The following is a 17,417-nucleotide window of genomic DNA, read 5'->3' as shown; positions in this document are numbered from 1 at the left end:
TAACTACAGATGAAAGAGAATCAAGCTATTTGCAACAGTTGTAGTAATGAAAATTGTTTTATCAAAAAGCATATTCATTTGTCCAACATGCAAAGTTATATTGAAAAGAAACATAGTTTTACCTGCAAGAAGGCACAGCAGTTCATTATAGAGGGGGCACCGATTCAGGGGCTTTATTTTGTACAAAAGGGAAAGGTGAAAACGGTAAAAACAGGAATCAATGGCAGGGAACAAATTGTTCGGTTTACTACGAATGGGGACACGGTTGGTTTCAGGGGATTTGGGACGAGCAATCGGTATTTGATAGGCGCTTATGCTCTGGAAGATACGGTTTTGTGCAATTTCAACAACGAAGTGATGCTCGACATTCTTAGAAACGTTCCCGAATTCACTTATGATATGATGCTTTTTTATGCTGAAGAATTGAACAAGAGCGAGAACAACATTCGGAAAATTGCCCACATGAATGTGAGAGAGCGCGTGATCGATACCTTATTATACATTCATAGAAAATTTGGCCAAACGAATGAATTGATTAATCTCGATTTGTCCCGAAAAGAAATTGCTGATTTTGCAGGAACAACCGAAGAACAGGTTACCCGTGTGATTTCGAGTTTGAAGAGAGAAACATTAATTAAAACGGTTGGTAAGAAAATAGGATTGCAACAAATCAATAAAATGAAATCGGAAATTATGGAACATAAGTATGTATAAGTAGTTTTAGATTTGAACTTTGAATTTATTAAGCCCTTCTGGGGCTTTTTTTGTGGAAGTAAACGTCGTTTTTTAGTTTTTGGATAAAAAAGTTTTAATGATTGTTTTCTAAGTAAGTAATTTAGGTGAAAACTAAGTGTTTGTTAATGTCAATGATTATAAGGTTTAATAATAATTATTTGCGTTAACGCAGTAAATAAGTTGTTATCAGAATAATTTTTGCCGTGCAAAAAAGAGGTTTTAGACTGTAAAAAGTAAATAAGTAAGTATTAATACGTATATATATTTGCTTAACACTAATCAAAATCAATTTGCCATGCAAAAGATTACATCCACAATGCAAAAAACAAAAAATTCAAAATCGATACTATTAGGTTTGGCCATAACATTGTTTGGTTATAACACATCTAACGCACAGTTTACCGCTACAGGACAATTTAGACCAAGAACAGAATTTAGAGATGGTTACAGCACTTTGCAATCAAAAGACGCAGAGACAGCTGTTTTTACTTCACAAAGAACAAGATTGAATGTTGGGTTCACAGGATATAGATTCAAATTTTTTGTTGCCGTTCAGGATGTTCGTGTTTGGGGACAAGACGCTTCAACCATCAATAAAACAACAACGGCGGATAATAACGGAATTCAATTACACGAAGCTTGGGGTGAAATTATATTAAATGACACAGTAAGTTCAATTCAAAATTTATCTTTAAAAATAGGTCGCCAAGAGATTTCCTATGATGATCAAAAGGTAATAGGAGGACTTGATTGGTTACAACAAGCGCGTTACCATGACGCGGTTGTTTTGAAGTATGCCAACAAAGGATGGACAGCCGATTTTGGAGCCGCTTTTAATCAAAACAAAGAATTATTGGCGGGAACAATTTATAATGGCGTACCAACTGCAACTTCTGGTTATACCGCTGGAACCAACGGTTTGGGGACAAATTATAAATCAATGGAATATTTGTATTTGGCGAAGAAATTTTTCTTTGGTGATATCTCCTTTTTATTCCTAAGCGATAATTTTAATAAATACACCAATGTGACTTCGGGAACTCCGCCTGTTGTAACCAAAGTAAATGAACAAGGAATTTGGACTCGTAACACTTCCGGTTTCTACTATAATATCAATGCTACCAGAAAATTGAAATTTGAAGGAAGCTTGTACCATCAATTTGGTCACGATAAAAATGGCCGCAGTCTAAGTAGTGATTTGACTTCTATTACTGCGACTCTGCAGATGGGGAAAAAATTGTTTATAGGTCCTGGAGTTGATTATTTATCAGGAAATGACGGAACAAAAGCCGTTACGGCCACTTCAGAGAATAATCAATTTGATCCGCTTTATGGAACGCCTCACAAATTTTGGGGAACTATGGATTATTTCTATGCTTCAAGTGGTTTTGGAGCCCAAGGTTTGCTAAATTACTTTTTGAAAACTAAATACAACTTGAGAGATAACTTGACACTTTTTGCAGATTTACATTGTTTCGAAGCCGCGAACACTTTGTCTAATGGAGCAGGGGGGAAGCAAAACAGTTATTTGGGAACCGAATTGGATTTGAAAATATCTTATAACTTCACCAAGATGATCAATATTGAAGCCGGTTACTCATTTATGCAGGCAACTAATTCTATGGCATCGGCACAGGTTAAAAATGTTGCCAATGCAAATCTGACACCGCAATGGGCATATGTGATGGTGAATATTAAACCTAATTTTTTAAACAAAAAGTAAATTGAATCAATCCTTTAAATCTAGTCTTTTATAGATTACTCACCAATTGTAATACTAATTACTGAGTTGAGGTCGTGGTTACCAAATAAGCAATTCGAACTCCTTTTAACTCTTGAAAAGTTTTTTTAAAAAAAATTCCAAACCCCATTATAAATATTGGAATTTGGAATTTAAGATTTAGGAATTTTTATAAAATTCTTACTTTACTTCTTCTTCTTTTTTACCTGCTGATTGATCGTCTTTGGCTGCGTTTTTAAATTCTTTAATTCCGCTTCCCAAACCTTTCATTAATTCCGGAATTTTTTTACCTCCAAAAAGTAATAGCACAATACCTACTATAACGAGGATTTCTGTAAGACCTAATCTTCCCATGATTGAATATTTAATGCCGTAGCAAATTTGTAATGAATCTAATATGCAAATGTATATAGAATAACTTAATACACATTCATTTTGACTGATTTATTTGCTTTTGTCAGCGTTAAATATTTTATAAAATTGGGAGGTTAGGAATTCAACTACTTAAAAGAGGCTAGTGTTGGCAACACTTTAAATTATTATATTTGTAATTAAAAGAAATGCCATGTCCAGAAATCGATTAAAAAGAAAGAAGTTTTTTGACAGATTATTAATCAAAAACCGATTAATAATTTTAAATGAAGATACTTTTGAAGAAATTTTTTCTTTTAAATTAAACATTATGAGCGTTTTTGTTTCACTTTCATTAGGCGCTATTTTTTTGATTTCCATTACAACGGTTTTGATTGCTTTTACTCCTTTGCGCGAATTTATACCAGGCTATTCTTCTTCTCAATTGAAGAGAGATGCTACAGTTTTGGCCTTAAAATCCGATTCACTTTCAATAGCTTTGAAGAAAAATGAAGTTTATATAAAATCGATTCAAAAAGTATTGAACGGTGATTTGGAATATGCCAAATTCAACAAGGACTCTATACTTTCAAGTGCTGAGGAAACTGCAGAACCAATAGATTTATCGCCGACACAAAAAGAAAAGGAGTTGAGAGAAAGAGTTAATAATGAAGAGAATACTCATCCAGTCTCCCCAAAGGGAAAGCCAAAAAACTAAAAAATAATCTGATAACTTCGGAATTAAATAAAGAACACTACAATTTTAAATAAAGGCCAAAAGAATGTCATTAAAATCGATTGCAGCAAAAATATTTGCACAAAGAATATATAAAAAAACGCAAGCTTGGGCTAGTTCTCCCATTGAAACCCAGAAAGCTGTTTTCCAAAGTTTAATACATGATGCCCAAAAAACTCAATTTGGGATAGACCATTATTTTGACCAAATAAAAACGTATGAAGATTTTGCAAAACAAGTTCCCATTCGTGATTACGAAGCTTTGAAGCCCTATGTAGATAGAGTGGTAAAAGGGGAAGAAAATATACTTTGGAAAGGAAAACCGCTTTATTTTGCCAAAACTTCAGGAACAACTTCAGGAGCTAAATACATTCCATTGACCAAAGAATCAATGCCTTTTCATGTTGAAGCAGCAAGAAATGCCATTTTACTTTATATCCATGAAACCCAAAATGCCGATTTTGTAAACGGTAAAATGATTTTTTTGCAAGGAAGTCCTATTTTGGAAGAAAAAAATGGAATTCAATTAGGGCGATTGTCTGGAATTGTTGCGCATTTTGTTCCAAAATATTTGCAAAAAAACCGATTACCGTCTTGGGAAACCAATTGTATCGAAGATTGGGAAACCAAAGTAAATGCCATTGTTGAGGAAACTATCAACGAGGATATGACCATAATTTCTGGAATTCCGTCATGGGTCCAAATGTATTTTGAAAAATTACAGCAAAGAGCAGGAAAGCCAGTTGGTGAGATTTTTAAAAACTTCAATTTGTTTATTTACGGAGGTGTAAATTATGAACCATATCGAGCCAAATTCGAAAATCTTATTGGACGGAAAGTGCACAGCATCGAACTGTTTCCAGCCTCGGAAGGTTTCTTTGCTTATCAGGATTCCCAAAAAGAAAAAGGAATGTTACTGTTGCTAAATTCCGGAATCTTTTACGAATTTATAAAAAGCGAAGATTTTTTCACCGAAAAGCCAAAACGATATACTATTGGCGAAGTGGAATTGGGAGTTAATTATGTTTTGATTATTTCGACCAATGCTGGACTTTGGGGTTACAACATTGGAGATACCGTTCAGTTTACTTCTCTGAAACCGTATCGAGTTATAGTTTCGGGTCGAATTAAACATTATATCTCGGCTTTTGGCGAACACGTTATCGGGAAAGAAGTCGAAAGCGCTTTGCAGGAAGTGATGGAAGGAACAAATGTAAGTGTCAATGAATTTACCGTTGCTCCACAAATCACACCTCCTGAAGGTTTGCCATATCATGAATGGTTTATCGAATTTGAAAATGAACCAGACAACAGTAACGCTTTTGCGGAAGCACTAGATAATGCCATGCGAAAACAAAATATTTATTATGACGATTTGATTGTGGGACATGTTCTAAAAAAACTAGTTATTACCAAAGTATCCAAAAATGGTTTTCAGGACTACATGAAATCCATTGGAAAATTAGGCGGGCAGAATAAAATCCCTAGACTTTCTAATGATAGGAGTATTGTAAGTGTTTTAAACCAAAAATAAAAACAATACATTTGAGGGTATTAAAGAATATAAGCATGAAAGAAACTAAAAATATATCTAGATCCAGAGCACAAGAATCATCAGCAGCTATTGAAAAAATGTACATCACGATGCGTCATCTTTTCAATAGAGGATTTTACAAACCGATGGGAATTTCTGGGGACACATTAAGAGAAGCATTGTTGGCCTTAAGACCTGAAATTTATGGAAATATAGCAGAAGAGAAAGTAGAATTAAATGGACTTTTATACGTTATTGAACGTCTTCCGACAGGAATTGAAGAGTGTCGATTCATTAACTTAACCTCGGATGAGGGGTATTCGAAATCACATTTTAAAGCTATAGTACCGCCAAAAAGACGTCGAAACTGCTATCGAATTGACGAAGAACAAATGAACGTTGAAATCACCCGTGGACGATCAGATATTTATGATATTCTGACCCATTTGACGTTTATTTTTATTGAATCTCATAAAATTAAAAATAGAATTTTACTAGATGATGCAGGTGAAGTTTCCCGTGATTGGACAAAACTGGAAATAGCTGTATCTCAAAGTAAAAAATTGACTCTGATAGAAAAAGAAAAGGCCATTTCCCATGCCGCTAATATTCTAGGAAGAACCTTCGAGGAAGTTTTGGATATTTACGATGCCTTTGGAACCGAAGCGGCTCCTGATCGTTTTTTGCACGTGATTTATTGGTTGGGAAAATTGGCTATAGAAGAAGTTGTTGAGAATAATAAAAGAACCATTACGTTCAGTCCTATTTTGAGAGAGCGTTTGGGACATCATATTCACGGAGAAGTTTGGGCAACTAATATTAAGGAAGTTTTGAAAGCGAACCAACTTTTAGATAGACCAATTCACGTGATTAGTGCCAATATGCACTCAGTGATGAATTCGATATTTGCAACTCCTATTTTGAAAACAAAATTCAAAGACAAATCTGATTTCTTTATGTATGAAGAATTGAGTAAGTCGGGGGCGAAGGAGCTTCGTAGCCAAGTAGAAACTGTTGCTTTGAAGCAAGGAATGATTTTTCTTCCAGATACTTCTGGAACCAATATAGATGTTCAAATTTTTGATACTGCCAAAATAGATTGGTCTAAATCATCCTTTCCAAAGGCAGATTTAGAAGAGAAAAAACCAGTTCTTATTGTTATGGATTATGCCTTTGGCGAACAAGCTTATGAAACAATAGACGAATTATTGAAGCCCTATAAGAAAGACACTTTACTTAACGTAAAATCGGTTTCGATTATGGGGAAAGCAGGAATTCTGGAAGGTGGAAAAGGAGACATTATGATTCCAAATGCCCATATCAATGAAGGAACTGCTGATAATTATTTCTTCGAAAATGAATTGACTGCCGAAATGTTTGAAGGCAATGACATCGCAATTTTTGCAGGGCCAATGGTTACCGTTCTTGGAACATCATTGCAAAATAGGGATTTATTGAAGTTCTTTCACGAATCCACTTGGGGTGTTATAGGGTTGGAAATGGAAGGTTCCTATTACCAAAAAGCGATTCAATCGGCTTCCAAAATCAGAAAAAGTGTTCCTCACGACATCAAAGTACGCTATGCTTATTATGCTTCGGATAATCCATTAGAAACAGGAAGTACATTGGCATCTGGAGGATTGGGAACCACTGGGGTAAAACCTACGTATCTGATTACGATTAAAATATTGGAACAAATTTTTAATATTAAATAAAATACACCGACAGCATGGGTAAAAAAAAAGATAAGAATCCTGAGAATCCAGAAATTGACTTACTGACTGTTTTCAGCAGAATAGGTGATTTCTTCGAATGGATTAATACTTTGTTGTTCAGAACGATTCGGTTTTTTGTAAAAAATGTGATTGTTGTTTCTGTTTTGATGATTGTTGGGATTGGGGCTGGTTATTTCTTGACAAAAGTAATTTCCCGTTTTGAACAAAAAATCATCGTGGCTCCCAATTTTAAATCCACGGATTATCTGTATTCCAAAATTGATTTTTTAGCCTCAAAAATTGTTTTAAATGACACTTTGTTTTTAAAATCGATTGGAATTGAAAAGCCTTCAGAAATCGTGTCGATTACCATAGAGCCTGTTGTCGATGTAAATAATTTGATAAATAAGAATGGTGAAAACCTAGAATTGTTGCAATTGTTGTCGCAAAACGGTGATCTTAAATCGATTATAAAAGAGACAACTACCAATAAGAATTTTAGACTTCATACGATTATTCTGAAAACGGTTGGCGTTGTTTCTCCCCAAAATACAGTTGAACCCCTTTTGAAATACTTGAATGCGAGCTCATATTATGATGTTTACAATACTATCAATTCCAAAAATATTCAGAATAATATAAAAACAAAAGAAGCCACAATTCTTCAGATTGACGGCATTTTAAATCAATTTTCAGGTACTTACGGGAAACTTTCAAACAATGAAAAATTGGTTTATTATAATGAAAATTTGAATTTGGATGAGGTTATTAAAACCAAAGATTCGTTATCCAAAGAAATCGGTAAATTAAAAATAGAACAATACAATACAAGCAAAACCATTATAGAAAAAGGAATGGTTTTGAATACCAAAAACAGCAAAGATTTAAAAGGGAAATTGATTTATATCCTGCCATTGGTTTTTGTTGGTCTTTTTGTTTTCTTTAGTTTCTTTATTTCTTTTTATAAAAAAGAGTCACTGAAAGCAAATTTAAAATAAGTACGACTGACAAAATATGTTAAAAAAACTTCGGAATCAAGTACTGAGAGCCAACCAAAATTCATTTGTGCAACAAAGTTTAATCACTTTGATTTTGAGGTTTTTTGGAGTAATAACGTTGTTTGGTTTTACCTTATTTTTGACCAAAACCTACCCTCCAAAAATTGTCGGGCAATATGATTTTGTACGTTCTTTTCTTCTTGTAGTTGGAAGTATTTGTCTGTTGGGATGCGACCAGTCGATTTTGTATTTTAAAGGCAGACTTAGTAGTTCCAATACTTTGGAAGGAATAAAAAAAGTATATACTAAAATGGTAGTATTGTTGCTGATGATGTCAGTTTTATTTCTTTTGATATTTAGGAGTATTGACGAAGAATTTATAAATAATTATTTCTCCGATTCGAGAGTTTATGGTATTCTTTTGAAATCAATAATGGCGTTATTTTTTTATGGTATTGCAACTTTGAACACAGAAGTTTTTCGCGCTTTGGATCATTTTTATGTTGCCGAACTTTTTAGAAACATTATTAAATTTATTCCTTTGATTGTTGGGGCGATTCTGCTCTCTTATTTTGATTGGGAAACCTATTTGGTTGAGGTTTTTTTGGCAGGTTTTGTTCTTCTTGCGATTATAACAACCATTATCGTTTTCTTTTATTTCAGAAAAGCAAAAATTGAGAATGAGGTTATGAATTTCAGTTATAAAGAAATATTCACGAAGTCATATCCCATAGCAATTAGCGGAATGGCGATGTTTTTATTGATGAGTTTTGATATTCTTTTTTTAAAGAAATATAGGGACGATTCAACTGTTGCTTTTTATTCGGTGGCTATAAAGTTAATGACGGTTCTTTCGGTGATAATTCTCTCGATCAACATTACGGTTTCGACCAAAATTTCGGAATATTTTTTTAGTAAAAGAGAACAAGATTTGGTCAAAACGGTCCGACATTCCTCCCGTTTAATATTTTTGATTACTTTGCCGGCAGTACTCATTATTTGTGCTTTTTCGGAGTATATTTTAGTTTTTTTTGGAAAAGAATACGTGGTTGCAAGGGATGCTTTACTTATCTTAATTGTCGGACAAGGCATCTGCTCGGCGTTTGGTACTGCGACAGTTTATTTGAATATGACTGGGAGACAGCATATTTTTCAAATCATATTGATGATTGCTGTGTTTATTAATTTTATTCTGAATAGGTTACTAATACCTGAATATGGGATGATAGGAGCAGCGACTGCATTTGTGGTTAGTACCTTTTTTTGGAATAGTATTTCGGCTATTGTGATTTATAAAAAGGACAAAGTAAACGTTTTTTTGAATTAAAATATTTGATTCAGTTAAACAGAACAACTTTCAGATTATGATCGGTAAACGCCTACATTTGTATCAAACAACAGTATAATTATGCAAATTTTAATCAAAAGAAGTACAGCGACTTTTATTGGATTGTTTATGCTCAACTTATTGATTACTGTTTTGGCATTCTATGTGTTGCCCAAACGTTTTTTTTATGATGCTGTCATTATTGCGTTTGACAAAGGCAATGAAATTGGATTTTTTGGAAGTTATCCACTTACTATTTTATTTTATAAAATAACAGGTTTGCGGTATTTGCCCTTTCCGATAGTTGGATTGATACAATTTCCTATTCTGATGTATGTGTTGTATAAAATTGGAATTCCAACCGACTTTGAGAAACTAAACATAAAAAATGTGATTGTTTATCTAGGAATCTTGATGATTGCTATTTTTATGTCAATGCCTTCCAAGGAATTTATTACTTATTTATTTGTTTCTCAGGTTGTTTTTCTATTTCTGAGCAAAAGGATTTCATTTAGGATGGCTCTTTTCTCATCTTTGTTTTTGCTTGCTATTTTTGGCGTTTTTTACAGGCCTTATTTTTTTCTGATTCCAATTATTGCAATTGGAATGTATGGAGCAAGTTTAGTGAATTTTAAGAACAAGACATTAACTGTTATTTTTTACGGATTATTAATCACCATATTTTTGTCGTTATGCTATGGCGTTGTTTCAGGGCAATTTTTTTCGGAAGTCAGCAGAGAAGTCGTCAATAGTTCTAGAATAGGTTCCGCGGATGCTAATTCTAGTATTATTTCTCCAGTAAAACCGGACACCTGGTATGGGGAAACTGTCGGTATTGTATATGGTTTTTTCTCGGTAAACATTCCTGTCAACGGATTCAAATATATATTTTCTCCTCAAATACTGCTTTTTGTAATCTGGCAGCTTTTCTTGTTTTACATTCTTCTTGTTCGATTTTCCAGATGCATTAAAGCGAGGGATAAACACAAAAATGAACTTTGGATTTTACTTATTTTGTTTGCATTTTTTATTGTTCAAGGTGTTTTCGAGCCAGATTTAGGATCAGCTGTTCGACATAAAATAGGTGTTTTTCCTCTAATTTATTATGCATTATATTATGACCATTTCAGAAAAAAACTTCAATAAAATATTCAATGGTTTTCTGATATTAATTGCCATTGCAATGATCTTTAGAAAACCATGTACTTTGTTGATTATATTGTTTGCTGTCTTCAATTTGATTTTTATCAAAAAGCTGAATTATTCTAAGCAATCATTAGCATTAATATTGCTAATTGCATCTCCTTTGGTCTTGGAAATTATAATGTTTTGGAACAATGATTCTTTCGCTAAAGGTTTAAAATCATTAGAGAAATACAGTTCCCTGCTTGTTTTTCCATTATTTATTTTAGGGAATTATCAAAGGATTCAATTTTTAAAAATTCTTCGATATTATAGTGTAACAACTACTATTATCATGCTTTTTTTCTTCATCCGATTTATTATTTACTTTCCCGAATTGATTCATAAATATATAAACGGAATTGATTTATGGGAGATGGGATATGAGTTTTCAAACAGTATTGGTATTCATGCGCCAGCATTGAATATGCATTTGGCTTTTGTGTCGATTTGCAGTCTTTATTTTGTTTTTGAGTCTTTTCGCCTAAATGAAAAATGGATTCTGAGATTGAGTAACATTATTCTCTTTATTCTCTCTTTTTTCTTTGTCCTTTTTGTAAACACTAGAATGGCTTTGTTTAATGCATTGATTGGCTTTGTTTTGGTTTTTTTCGGAGAAGTAATGCGTAAATATAATTTAAAAAAAGTGTTGGGAACTATGGCTGTTTTAGCAATTACACTGGGAGGAGTACTTTTCTTTTTTGTACAAAGTAATCCGTATATGAAGGAGAAGTATTCTTCGGTGACTTTTGCCCATATGGATAAAATAGGAAAGTTGGACGAAATTGAACATCCAGAAGCCAAAGTATTCAATTCTCTTGTAACGCGTGTTTCTATATGGAAATCAGGTTGGGAACTTGCAGAGAAAAACCTCATTTTTGGAGTAGGAGCATCAGATGGAAAGCCAGAATTGGTCAAATATTTCAAACAAACAAATCAACAATTTTTGGCAAAATACAAGTTTCAAACTCATAATCAATTTCTTGATTTTTTAATAAAATTTGGAATATTGGGGACTTTAGTCGTGGTGCTTTATATTTTTACAATTGGTTATTTGGGATTAAGTTTAAAAAGCGCAATAGTTTTTTCTTTCTTCTTCCTTTTTTTTACTTCCAATCTTACTGATGATTTTTTGTTGCGCTTTGATGGCATTGCCTTTAGTGGATTGTGGATGGCAATTTTCGGGAGTTATTGGCTGCAACAAAAGTTATTACTGATAAAGAGCAGCCAGAGTTTTTAAATTTTTATTTTTATCAAATAAATCATGACATCTTTTATAGGCATTATCGCCAAATTGATTCCGGATTTTGTCGTCTTTTAATAATTCCAAGTAGCTATCTAGTTCTTCAATTTCATTAAAAAGAAAACCAGTTTCGTTTGGAATGACAACATCTTTATTGCCGATGATGTTGGTTGCCAGAACGGGTTTTTTCATTGCCATTGCTTCCAAAACGGCTATGGGTAATCCTTCCCAAAGAGAAGTTTGGATGTAAACATCTATGGCATTGAGTTCTTTCAGAGCATCATTTCTATCCATGAACCAGCCAGTAATCTTTATATTTGGAGCGGTTAATTCACAATTTAATTCTCCATCTCCAATCCAAACAAAATTTAAGTCAGGAAAACGAAAAGCAATTGCATTGAATAGTTTTGGGTTTCTTGCACTGGTAATTCTAGCGACAATACCAATTGTTAAGATTTGATTCGAGTGTTTTATGGATTGTTGACAAACTTCTTCAATATTGATGCCGTTTCGTATCAAAAATGATTTTCCAATTTTTTTTGCGATTTCATATTCAGTATCTCCACATGCAATTGTAACGCCGCCGAATAATTGCTGAAAGCTTTTTTCAATGAACCAATATATTTTTTTGGTCAAATTTGAAATGTCTGTCCTAAGAAAAGAATAACCATGCGGGGTGTAAAATATTTTTTTTCTTTTGAGTAATAAAAAACAAGCAATTCTTCCTAAAACACCAGCTTTTGAAGAATGGAGATGAATGACATCTGGATTGATTTTTTTGAGTTCTTTTCGTAAATGAAGAATTGATTTAAAATCTTTAATTGGTGAAAATTCGCGAACCATATCTATTTCTATCAACGATACCCCTTTTGAAAATTCTGATTCAATTTTTTTAGGATCAATTTCTTTACGATTTCCACTATAAATAATGGTAGTTGAAAGGTCTTTTGCTATTTCATCATCTCCAAAATAATAGGACAAGTCTTTGAAATAAGTATAAACACCTCCTCCTAATGCTTCAATTATATGGACAACTTTCAAATTGGTTGATTTTAATTGGAACAAAAATAGTTTAAAGTTGATTAAATAAACATTTTTTGGACGAGAGTTAGGGTTTTTTATACACGATTTGATGGTGAAATGTTTAGCTGTTAATCATTTATCAGTAAATAAAAAGGCAAAATATTTTAGTACATTTGTGCATATTACAAAAGTTAATTACAGTAGTATATATCAACTATGAAAAGAATACTTATCACCGGAGCAGCAGGATTTTTAGGATCTCATTTATGTGATCGTTTTATCAAAGAAGGTTATCATGTAATTGGAATGGATAATCTCATTACTGGCGATTTAAAAAACATAGAACATTTGTTCAAATTGGAGCAATTTGAATTTTATCATCATGATATCACCAAGTTTGTACATGTTCCAGGAAAGTTAGACTATATTTTGCATTTTGCATCGCCAGCAAGTCCTATCGATTATCTTAAAATTCCAATTCAAACCTTAAAAGTAGGTTCGTTGGGAACACATAATTTATTAGGTCTGGCAAGAGTAAAAAAAGCAAGAATCCTTATAGCTTCAACATCTGAGGTGTATGGAGATCCTTTGGTTCATCCACAGACTGAAGAATATTACGGAAACGTAAATACGATTGGACCAAGAGGAGTATATGACGAAGCCAAACGTTTTCAGGAATCAATTACGATGGCGTATCATACTTTTCATGGAGTAGAAACCCGTATTGTCCGAATTTTTAATACTTATGGGCCAAGAATGCGTCTCAATGATGGTCGTGTTATCCCAGCTTTTATTGGACAAGCCATTCGTGGAGAAGATTTAACCATATTTGGTGACGGAATGCAAACTCGTTCTTTTTGTTATGTGGATGATCAAGTAGAAGGGATTTTCAGATTATTGCATTCCGATTATGTGTATCCAGTGAATATTGGTAATCCTGATGAGATCACCATCAAAGATTTTGCTGAGGAGATTATAAAATTAACGGGGACTAATCAAAAAGTAGTTTACCATCCATTACCTATAAACGATCCTTTACAACGTCAGCCAGATACAACCAAAGCCAAAGATCTATTGGGTTGGGAAGCAAAAGTAAATCGTGCAGAGGGGATGAAAATCACCTATGATTATTTTAGGTCTTTATCCGAAGAAGAATTATCAAAGGAGGAACACAAAGATTTTTCAAAGTATATTAATTAGGTTGTGAAAACTAAAACCGGAAGATATTCGGGATATATTCGCCCTTTTTCACGCTTATTAGACTTGGTTATTATCAATGTTTTCGCCGTGTATTTTTCTGGTGTATCTGTTTTTGAGGATTTTTATGCTTTGTTCATCAGTTGTGCATGGTTTATTATAGCCGGAAATTTAGGTTTTTATGAAGTCTATCGATACACGAAAGTAATTGCTATTTTGAACTGTACTTTGAAGCAAGCCCTTGCTTTTACAACTTGTTGTCTAGCCCTTGCTTATTTTTATCCCGAAAGATATAGTTTGTCTACAATATTGATATTCACTACAATATCAGTTGCTTTAATTCTTGGTTTTAAATTATTTATTTATTTTTTTCTAAGAAAGTATAGAATCCTATTTGGTGGAAATTTTAGAAGAGTAGTGCTCATTGGGAAAGATAAAAGTATTGAGCCCTTGCAACATTTTTTCGAAGAAAATCTTGATTACGGTTATAAATTGATTAAAATATTCAATGTTGAAAGTCAAAAATTAGATCATCTTCAAGAAAGTTTTTCTTTTATTTTAGACAATAAAATAGATGAGATTTATTGTTCTTTAAATGATTTGACTAGTAAGCAAGTGGAAGATTTCATATTTTTTGCAGACAATAATTTTAAAACTCTTAAGTTCATTCCAAATCCAAAACAGTTACTTTCTTTAAATACAGTTTTTGAATATTATGATTACATCCCAGTAATTTCGCAAAGGACTATTTCTCTTGATGAATCCTTGCATAAAATAATTAAACGTGCTTTTGATATTGTTTTTTCATTACTAATTATAGTTGGAATATTATCTTGGTTAATACCTGTTTTGGCAATCATTATCAGAATAGATTCCAAAGGATCATTATTTTTTGTACAAAAAAGGAATGGCTTGAATAACAGGGAATTTAATTGTTTTAAATTCCGATCTATGGAGGTAAATGAGTTGGCAGATATTGAACAGGTATCTAAAAATGATGCAAGAATCACAAGAGTTGGTAAGTTTATCCGAAAAACAAGCATTGATGAATTGCCCCAGTTTTTCAATGTTTTATTAGGAGATATGTCTGTAGTGGGACCAAGGCCGCATATGGTAAGTCATACCAATATGTATGCAGAACGGATTGATAAATTTATGGTTCGTCATTTTATAAAGCCTGGTATAACAGGTTTGGCGCAAACCAAAGGGTTTCGTGGTGAAGTTGAAACCGATAAGGACATTATAAACAGAGTGAGGTACGATATTTTTTATATAGAAAAATGGTCTCTTTTGTTGGATTTAAAAATCATTTTCAACACTATTTATAACACTTTAAAAGGAGACAAGAAAGCGTATTAAAACGCATCTTTATTGATTAAATCTTTAATTTGAAAATCAAGATTAAAATTGTTTTCAGAATAATCGAAAACTTGTCTTTTTAAAGTTTGTATAGGTTCTTTTCCTGTTTTTGAAATTTCCATTAAAGAGGTATTTAAACTTTTAAAATTTCCGACTTGGGCAATCCAGCCTAAATTGTTTTCTTTCACGATGGTTTCTCCTTCACCACCACCGAAATAAAGAACTGGGAATCCCAAAGCACCATATTCGAATATTTTCGATGGAACTGAGCCGTAAATTCTTGTTTTTAATGGAACTAGGGCAACATCAAAAGTTTTTAATTTTTCGTGTAAAATTTTACGATCCAGCATTCCGTGAAAAAAGATTTTTTTCTCAGGATTTTGTTTGATTAAATTTTCGATTTGTGTTTTTTCTGCACCATCACCAAAAATGTGCAATTCAATGTTTACGTCTTGCAGTTCAATATTTTGGCACAATTCAAAAACACCTTGTGCAATCCCCAACAATCCTGCATAAAATAATTTTATAGGCTCATTTTCTTTGGTTTCAAACTTCATCTCTTCGGTTTGATGATCGGGAAAATTGCGGTACAAATGACATTTTTTCTCAGGAAATAGAGAATGAATATGTGTAATGATTTCGTCTGATTGACCGAAGATTAAAGAAGCTTTAGTATAGATAAACCGTTCAAAAAACAAAGATATTTTATGTGAAAAACTTCCTTTTTTCAACGCATTTAATTCAATAGCAGCTAGAGGCCATAAATCGGAAACATTCAATATGATTTTTTTTCGCTTTAGCGAAAGTGCCAAAACCGAAACAAAAGACAATAAAAGCGGTGGCGATTGTACAACAACTTTATGGGGTGTTTTTTTGAACAATAAATAGAAAAGCAATACTGAAGAAAAGGATAAAACAGAAAGCGTTCTTTTAAAAATATTTTTGCTGATACTAGGGTATATCCATAGTCGTTTTACGGTAATATTCTGAAGATTTTCAGTTACAGAAAATTTGCCTTTGTATTCGGGAAATAATTCTCCTTTAGGGTAATTTCCCAGAGGACAAAGCACGGTAACTTTATAATTATTTTGATTTAATTTTAGAGCCAATTGTTCTATCCTATTGGCAGCAGCCCCTTTTTCAGGAGGATAATAATTTGATATGATGAGGATTTCTTCCATTATTTTTGAAGCAAAATATCAATAATTCGTTCTGAGGCTTTTCCGTCCCAAAGTTCAGGAATTCCAGCTTTTCGTTTTCCGTTTTTAATGAAATCGGCAAATAGTTTTTCCAAATTCTCTATTGAAGTCCCTACTAAAGTATTGGTTCCAATGGTTTGCGTTTCGGGTCTTTCAGTGTTGTTTCGCATCGTAAAACATGGAATTCCCATAACTGTAGTTTCTTCTGAAATTCCGCCTGAATCAGTAATAACTGCAAAACTGTTTTTGATGAGGTACATAAAATTCAAATAACCTTGCGGTTCTACAAAAAGAATGTTTTTTAACATCAAATTCGTTTCACCCAAAATTGCTTTTGTCCTTGGATGAATGGGAAAAATTACTTTTTTACCGTCAGCCATTGTATCGATGCCCTCTAGTAGTTGAATTAAGGATTGTTCTTCATCCACATTTGACGGTCGATGTAAGGTCAGAATGATATAATTTCCAGTTTTCAATTGATATTCATTCCAAAAAAGGGGCTCGAAAATTCTATTCAAATTTTGATATAAAGTATCGATCATTACATTACCTACAAAATGAATGTTGGTTGCCTCAACACCGTATTTCAATAAATTCTCGGATGCCGAGGTTGAGGTGGTAAAGAAATAATCGGTAATGCTGTCGGTTACGATTCGGTTGATTTCTTCGGGCATTGTCATATCGCCAGAGCGGATTCCCGCTTCGACGTGAGCTACTTTTATGTTTTGTTTTTTGGCTACAATAGCACAAGCCATCGTCGAATTGACATCTCCAACTACTAAAACCAAATCGCAGGGATTTTGCAACAATTCTTTTTCAAAAGCTACCATAATAGCACCAGTTTGTTCCGCTTGTGAACCGCTTTTTACCTCCAGATTACTATTGGGTTTTGGAATATTTAATTCTTCAAAAAAAGTATCACTGAGATTTTTATCATAATGTTGACCTGTATGCACCAAACGATAAGAAACATTAGATTCTTCATTTTGCTTTTTTTCAATCGCTTTGATGATGGGTGCTATTTTGATGAAATTAGGTCTTGCTCCAGCTATTATGGTGATTTTCATTTGATGTTAT

At 33.0% G+C, this 17,417-nt stretch carries 15 protein-coding genes; 11 read left to right on the top strand and 4 right to left on the bottom strand.

The annotated features are described in order from the left end of the window. Nucleotides 1-9: 9 nt before the first annotated feature. Both J2W95_RS08540 and J2W95_RS08535 read left to right on the top strand, forming a co-directional pair. Nucleotides 10-714 carry a Crp/Fnr family transcriptional regulator gene (locus tag J2W95_RS08540; protein ID WP_310005928.1) on the top strand — a complete coding sequence of 235 codons (705 nt, stop codon included), beginning with the start codon at nucleotides 10-12 and terminating at the stop codon, nucleotides 712-714. A gap of 316 nt (nucleotides 715-1,030) precedes the next feature. Beyond that, entirely contained in the window at nucleotides 1,031-2,458 is a 1,428-nt protein-coding gene (locus J2W95_RS08535; protein WP_310005926.1) for an alginate export family protein, read from the top strand. Between the two features lie 198 nt (nucleotides 2,459-2,656). Here the strand turns inward: J2W95_RS08535 and J2W95_RS08530 are convergent, their stop codons facing one another. Then, on the bottom strand, nucleotides 2,657-2,830 hold the full coding sequence (locus J2W95_RS08530; RefSeq protein WP_310005924.1) for a Sec-independent protein translocase subunit TatA/TatB: 174 nt from the start codon (nucleotides 2,828-2,830) through the stop codon (nucleotides 2,657-2,659). Nucleotides 2,831-3,041: 211 nt separating this feature from the next. On the opposite strand from J2W95_RS08530, the gene J2W95_RS08525 reads away from it, so the two are divergent. From J2W95_RS08525 to J2W95_RS08495, 7 genes are all read left to right on the top strand, one after another. Then, a complete protein-coding gene (locus J2W95_RS08525) occupies nucleotides 3,042-3,545 on the top strand; it encodes a peptidase (RefSeq protein WP_310005922.1) in 504 nt (167 codons plus the stop codon). Nucleotides 3,546-3,609: 64 nt separating this feature from the next. Then, nucleotides 3,610-5,097 carry a GH3 auxin-responsive promoter family protein gene (locus J2W95_RS08520; protein ID WP_310005920.1) on the top strand — a complete coding sequence of 496 codons (1,488 nt, stop codon included), beginning with the start codon at nucleotides 3,610-3,612 and terminating at the stop codon, nucleotides 5,095-5,097. 35 nt (nucleotides 5,098-5,132) lie between these two features. Continuing rightward, nucleotides 5,133-6,812 (top strand): DUF6909 family protein, encoded by a 1,680-nt coding sequence (locus J2W95_RS08515; protein ID WP_310005918.1) that lies wholly within the window; start codon nucleotides 5,133-5,135, stop codon nucleotides 6,810-6,812. 14 nt (nucleotides 6,813-6,826) lie between these two features. After that, entirely contained in the window at nucleotides 6,827-7,810 is a 984-nt protein-coding gene (locus J2W95_RS08510; RefSeq protein WP_310005916.1) for a hypothetical protein, read from the top strand. 16 nt (nucleotides 7,811-7,826) lie between these two features. After that, nucleotides 7,827-9,137 carry an MATE family efflux transporter gene (locus J2W95_RS08505; protein WP_310005913.1) on the top strand — a complete coding sequence of 437 codons (1,311 nt, stop codon included), beginning with the start codon at nucleotides 7,827-7,829 and terminating at the stop codon, nucleotides 9,135-9,137. 81 nt (nucleotides 9,138-9,218) lie between these two features. Then, a complete protein-coding gene (locus J2W95_RS08500) occupies nucleotides 9,219-10,283 on the top strand; it encodes a hypothetical protein (RefSeq protein WP_310005911.1) in 1,065 nt (354 codons plus the stop codon). Continuing rightward, a complete protein-coding gene (locus tag J2W95_RS08495; protein ID WP_310005909.1) occupies nucleotides 10,255-11,559 on the top strand; it encodes an O-antigen ligase family protein in 1,305 nt (434 codons plus the stop codon). Before J2W95_RS08500 ends, J2W95_RS08495 begins: the two co-directional genes overlap by 29 nt. On the opposite strand, the gene J2W95_RS08490 is transcribed toward J2W95_RS08495, so the two are convergent. Continuing rightward, nucleotides 11,530-12,603: a glycosyltransferase gene (locus tag J2W95_RS08490; RefSeq protein ID WP_310005906.1), complete on the bottom strand. Its 1,074-nt coding sequence runs from the start codon at nucleotides 12,601-12,603 to the stop codon at nucleotides 11,530-11,532. The genes J2W95_RS08495 and J2W95_RS08490 overlap by 30 nt on opposite strands. A gap of 198 nt (nucleotides 12,604-12,801) precedes the next feature. Here J2W95_RS08490 and J2W95_RS08485 point away from each other — a divergent pair, with 198 nt between their 5' ends. Together J2W95_RS08485 and J2W95_RS08480 are read left to right on the top strand one after the other, a co-directional pair. After that, on the top strand, nucleotides 12,802-13,785 hold the full coding sequence (locus tag J2W95_RS08485; protein ID WP_310005905.1) for a UDP-glucuronic acid decarboxylase family protein: 984 nt from the start codon (nucleotides 12,802-12,804) through the stop codon (nucleotides 13,783-13,785). Nucleotides 13,786-13,788: 3 nt separating this feature from the next. Then, a complete protein-coding gene (locus tag J2W95_RS08480) occupies nucleotides 13,789-15,141 on the top strand; it encodes an exopolysaccharide biosynthesis polyprenyl glycosylphosphotransferase (protein ID WP_310005903.1) in 1,353 nt (450 codons plus the stop codon). Here J2W95_RS08480 and J2W95_RS08475 read toward each other — a convergent pair. Both J2W95_RS08475 and wecB read right to left on the bottom strand, forming a co-directional pair. Continuing rightward, the gene (locus tag J2W95_RS08475) at nucleotides 15,138-16,322 is read right to left on the bottom strand and encodes a glycosyltransferase family 4 protein (RefSeq protein ID WP_310005901.1); all 1,185 of its coding nucleotides are present in this window, start codon (nucleotides 16,320-16,322) and stop codon (nucleotides 15,138-15,140) included. The two genes, J2W95_RS08480 and J2W95_RS08475, sit on opposite strands and share 4 nt — an antisense overlap. Next, a complete protein-coding gene (gene wecB / locus J2W95_RS08470) occupies nucleotides 16,322-17,407 on the bottom strand; it encodes a non-hydrolyzing UDP-N-acetylglucosamine 2-epimerase (RefSeq protein ID WP_310005899.1) in 1,086 nt (361 codons plus the stop codon). The genes J2W95_RS08475 and wecB overlap by 1 nt, the downstream gene beginning before the upstream one ends. Between the last annotated feature and the right edge of the window lie 10 nt (nucleotides 17,408-17,417).

This window comes from Flavobacterium granuli (assembly GCF_031456055.1).
In the GTDB taxonomy this organism is placed as follows: Bacteria; Bacteroidota; Bacteroidia; order Flavobacteriales; family Flavobacteriaceae; genus Flavobacterium; species Flavobacterium granuli_A.
This window is presented reverse-complemented; position numbering and strand designations above follow the sequence as displayed.

Coding starts and splice junctions, on each gene's coding strand:
- J2W95_RS08540 (WP_310005928.1), top strand. CDS start 10: ATGAAAGAGAATCAAGCTATTTGCAACAGTTGTAGTAATGAAAATTGT.
- J2W95_RS08535 (WP_310005926.1), top strand. CDS start 1,031: ATGCAAAAGATTACATCCACAATGCAAAAAACAAAAAATTCAAAATCG.
- J2W95_RS08530 (WP_310005924.1), bottom strand. CDS start 2,830: ATGGGAAGATTAGGTCTTACAGAAATCCTCGTTATAGTAGGTATTGTG.
- J2W95_RS08525 (WP_310005922.1), top strand. CDS start 3,042: ATGTCCAGAAATCGATTAAAAAGAAAGAAGTTTTTTGACAGATTATTA.
- J2W95_RS08520 (WP_310005920.1), top strand. CDS start 3,610: ATGTCATTAAAATCGATTGCAGCAAAAATATTTGCACAAAGAATATAT.
- J2W95_RS08515 (WP_310005918.1), top strand. CDS start 5,133: ATGAAAGAAACTAAAAATATATCTAGATCCAGAGCACAAGAATCATCA.
- J2W95_RS08510 (WP_310005916.1), top strand. CDS start 6,827: ATGGGTAAAAAAAAAGATAAGAATCCTGAGAATCCAGAAATTGACTTA.
- J2W95_RS08505 (WP_310005913.1), top strand. CDS start 7,827: ATGTTAAAAAAACTTCGGAATCAAGTACTGAGAGCCAACCAAAATTCA.
- J2W95_RS08500 (WP_310005911.1), top strand. CDS start 9,219: ATGCAAATTTTAATCAAAAGAAGTACAGCGACTTTTATTGGATTGTTT.
- J2W95_RS08495 (WP_310005909.1), top strand. CDS start 10,255: ATGACCATTTCAGAAAAAAACTTCAATAAAATATTCAATGGTTTTCTG.
- J2W95_RS08485 (WP_310005905.1), top strand. CDS start 12,802: ATGAAAAGAATACTTATCACCGGAGCAGCAGGATTTTTAGGATCTCAT.
- J2W95_RS08475 (WP_310005901.1), bottom strand. CDS start 16,322: ATGGAAGAAATCCTCATCATATCAAATTATTATCCTCCTGAAAAAGGG.
- wecB (WP_310005899.1), bottom strand. CDS start 17,407: ATGAAAATCACCATAATAGCTGGAGCAAGACCTAATTTCATCAAAATA.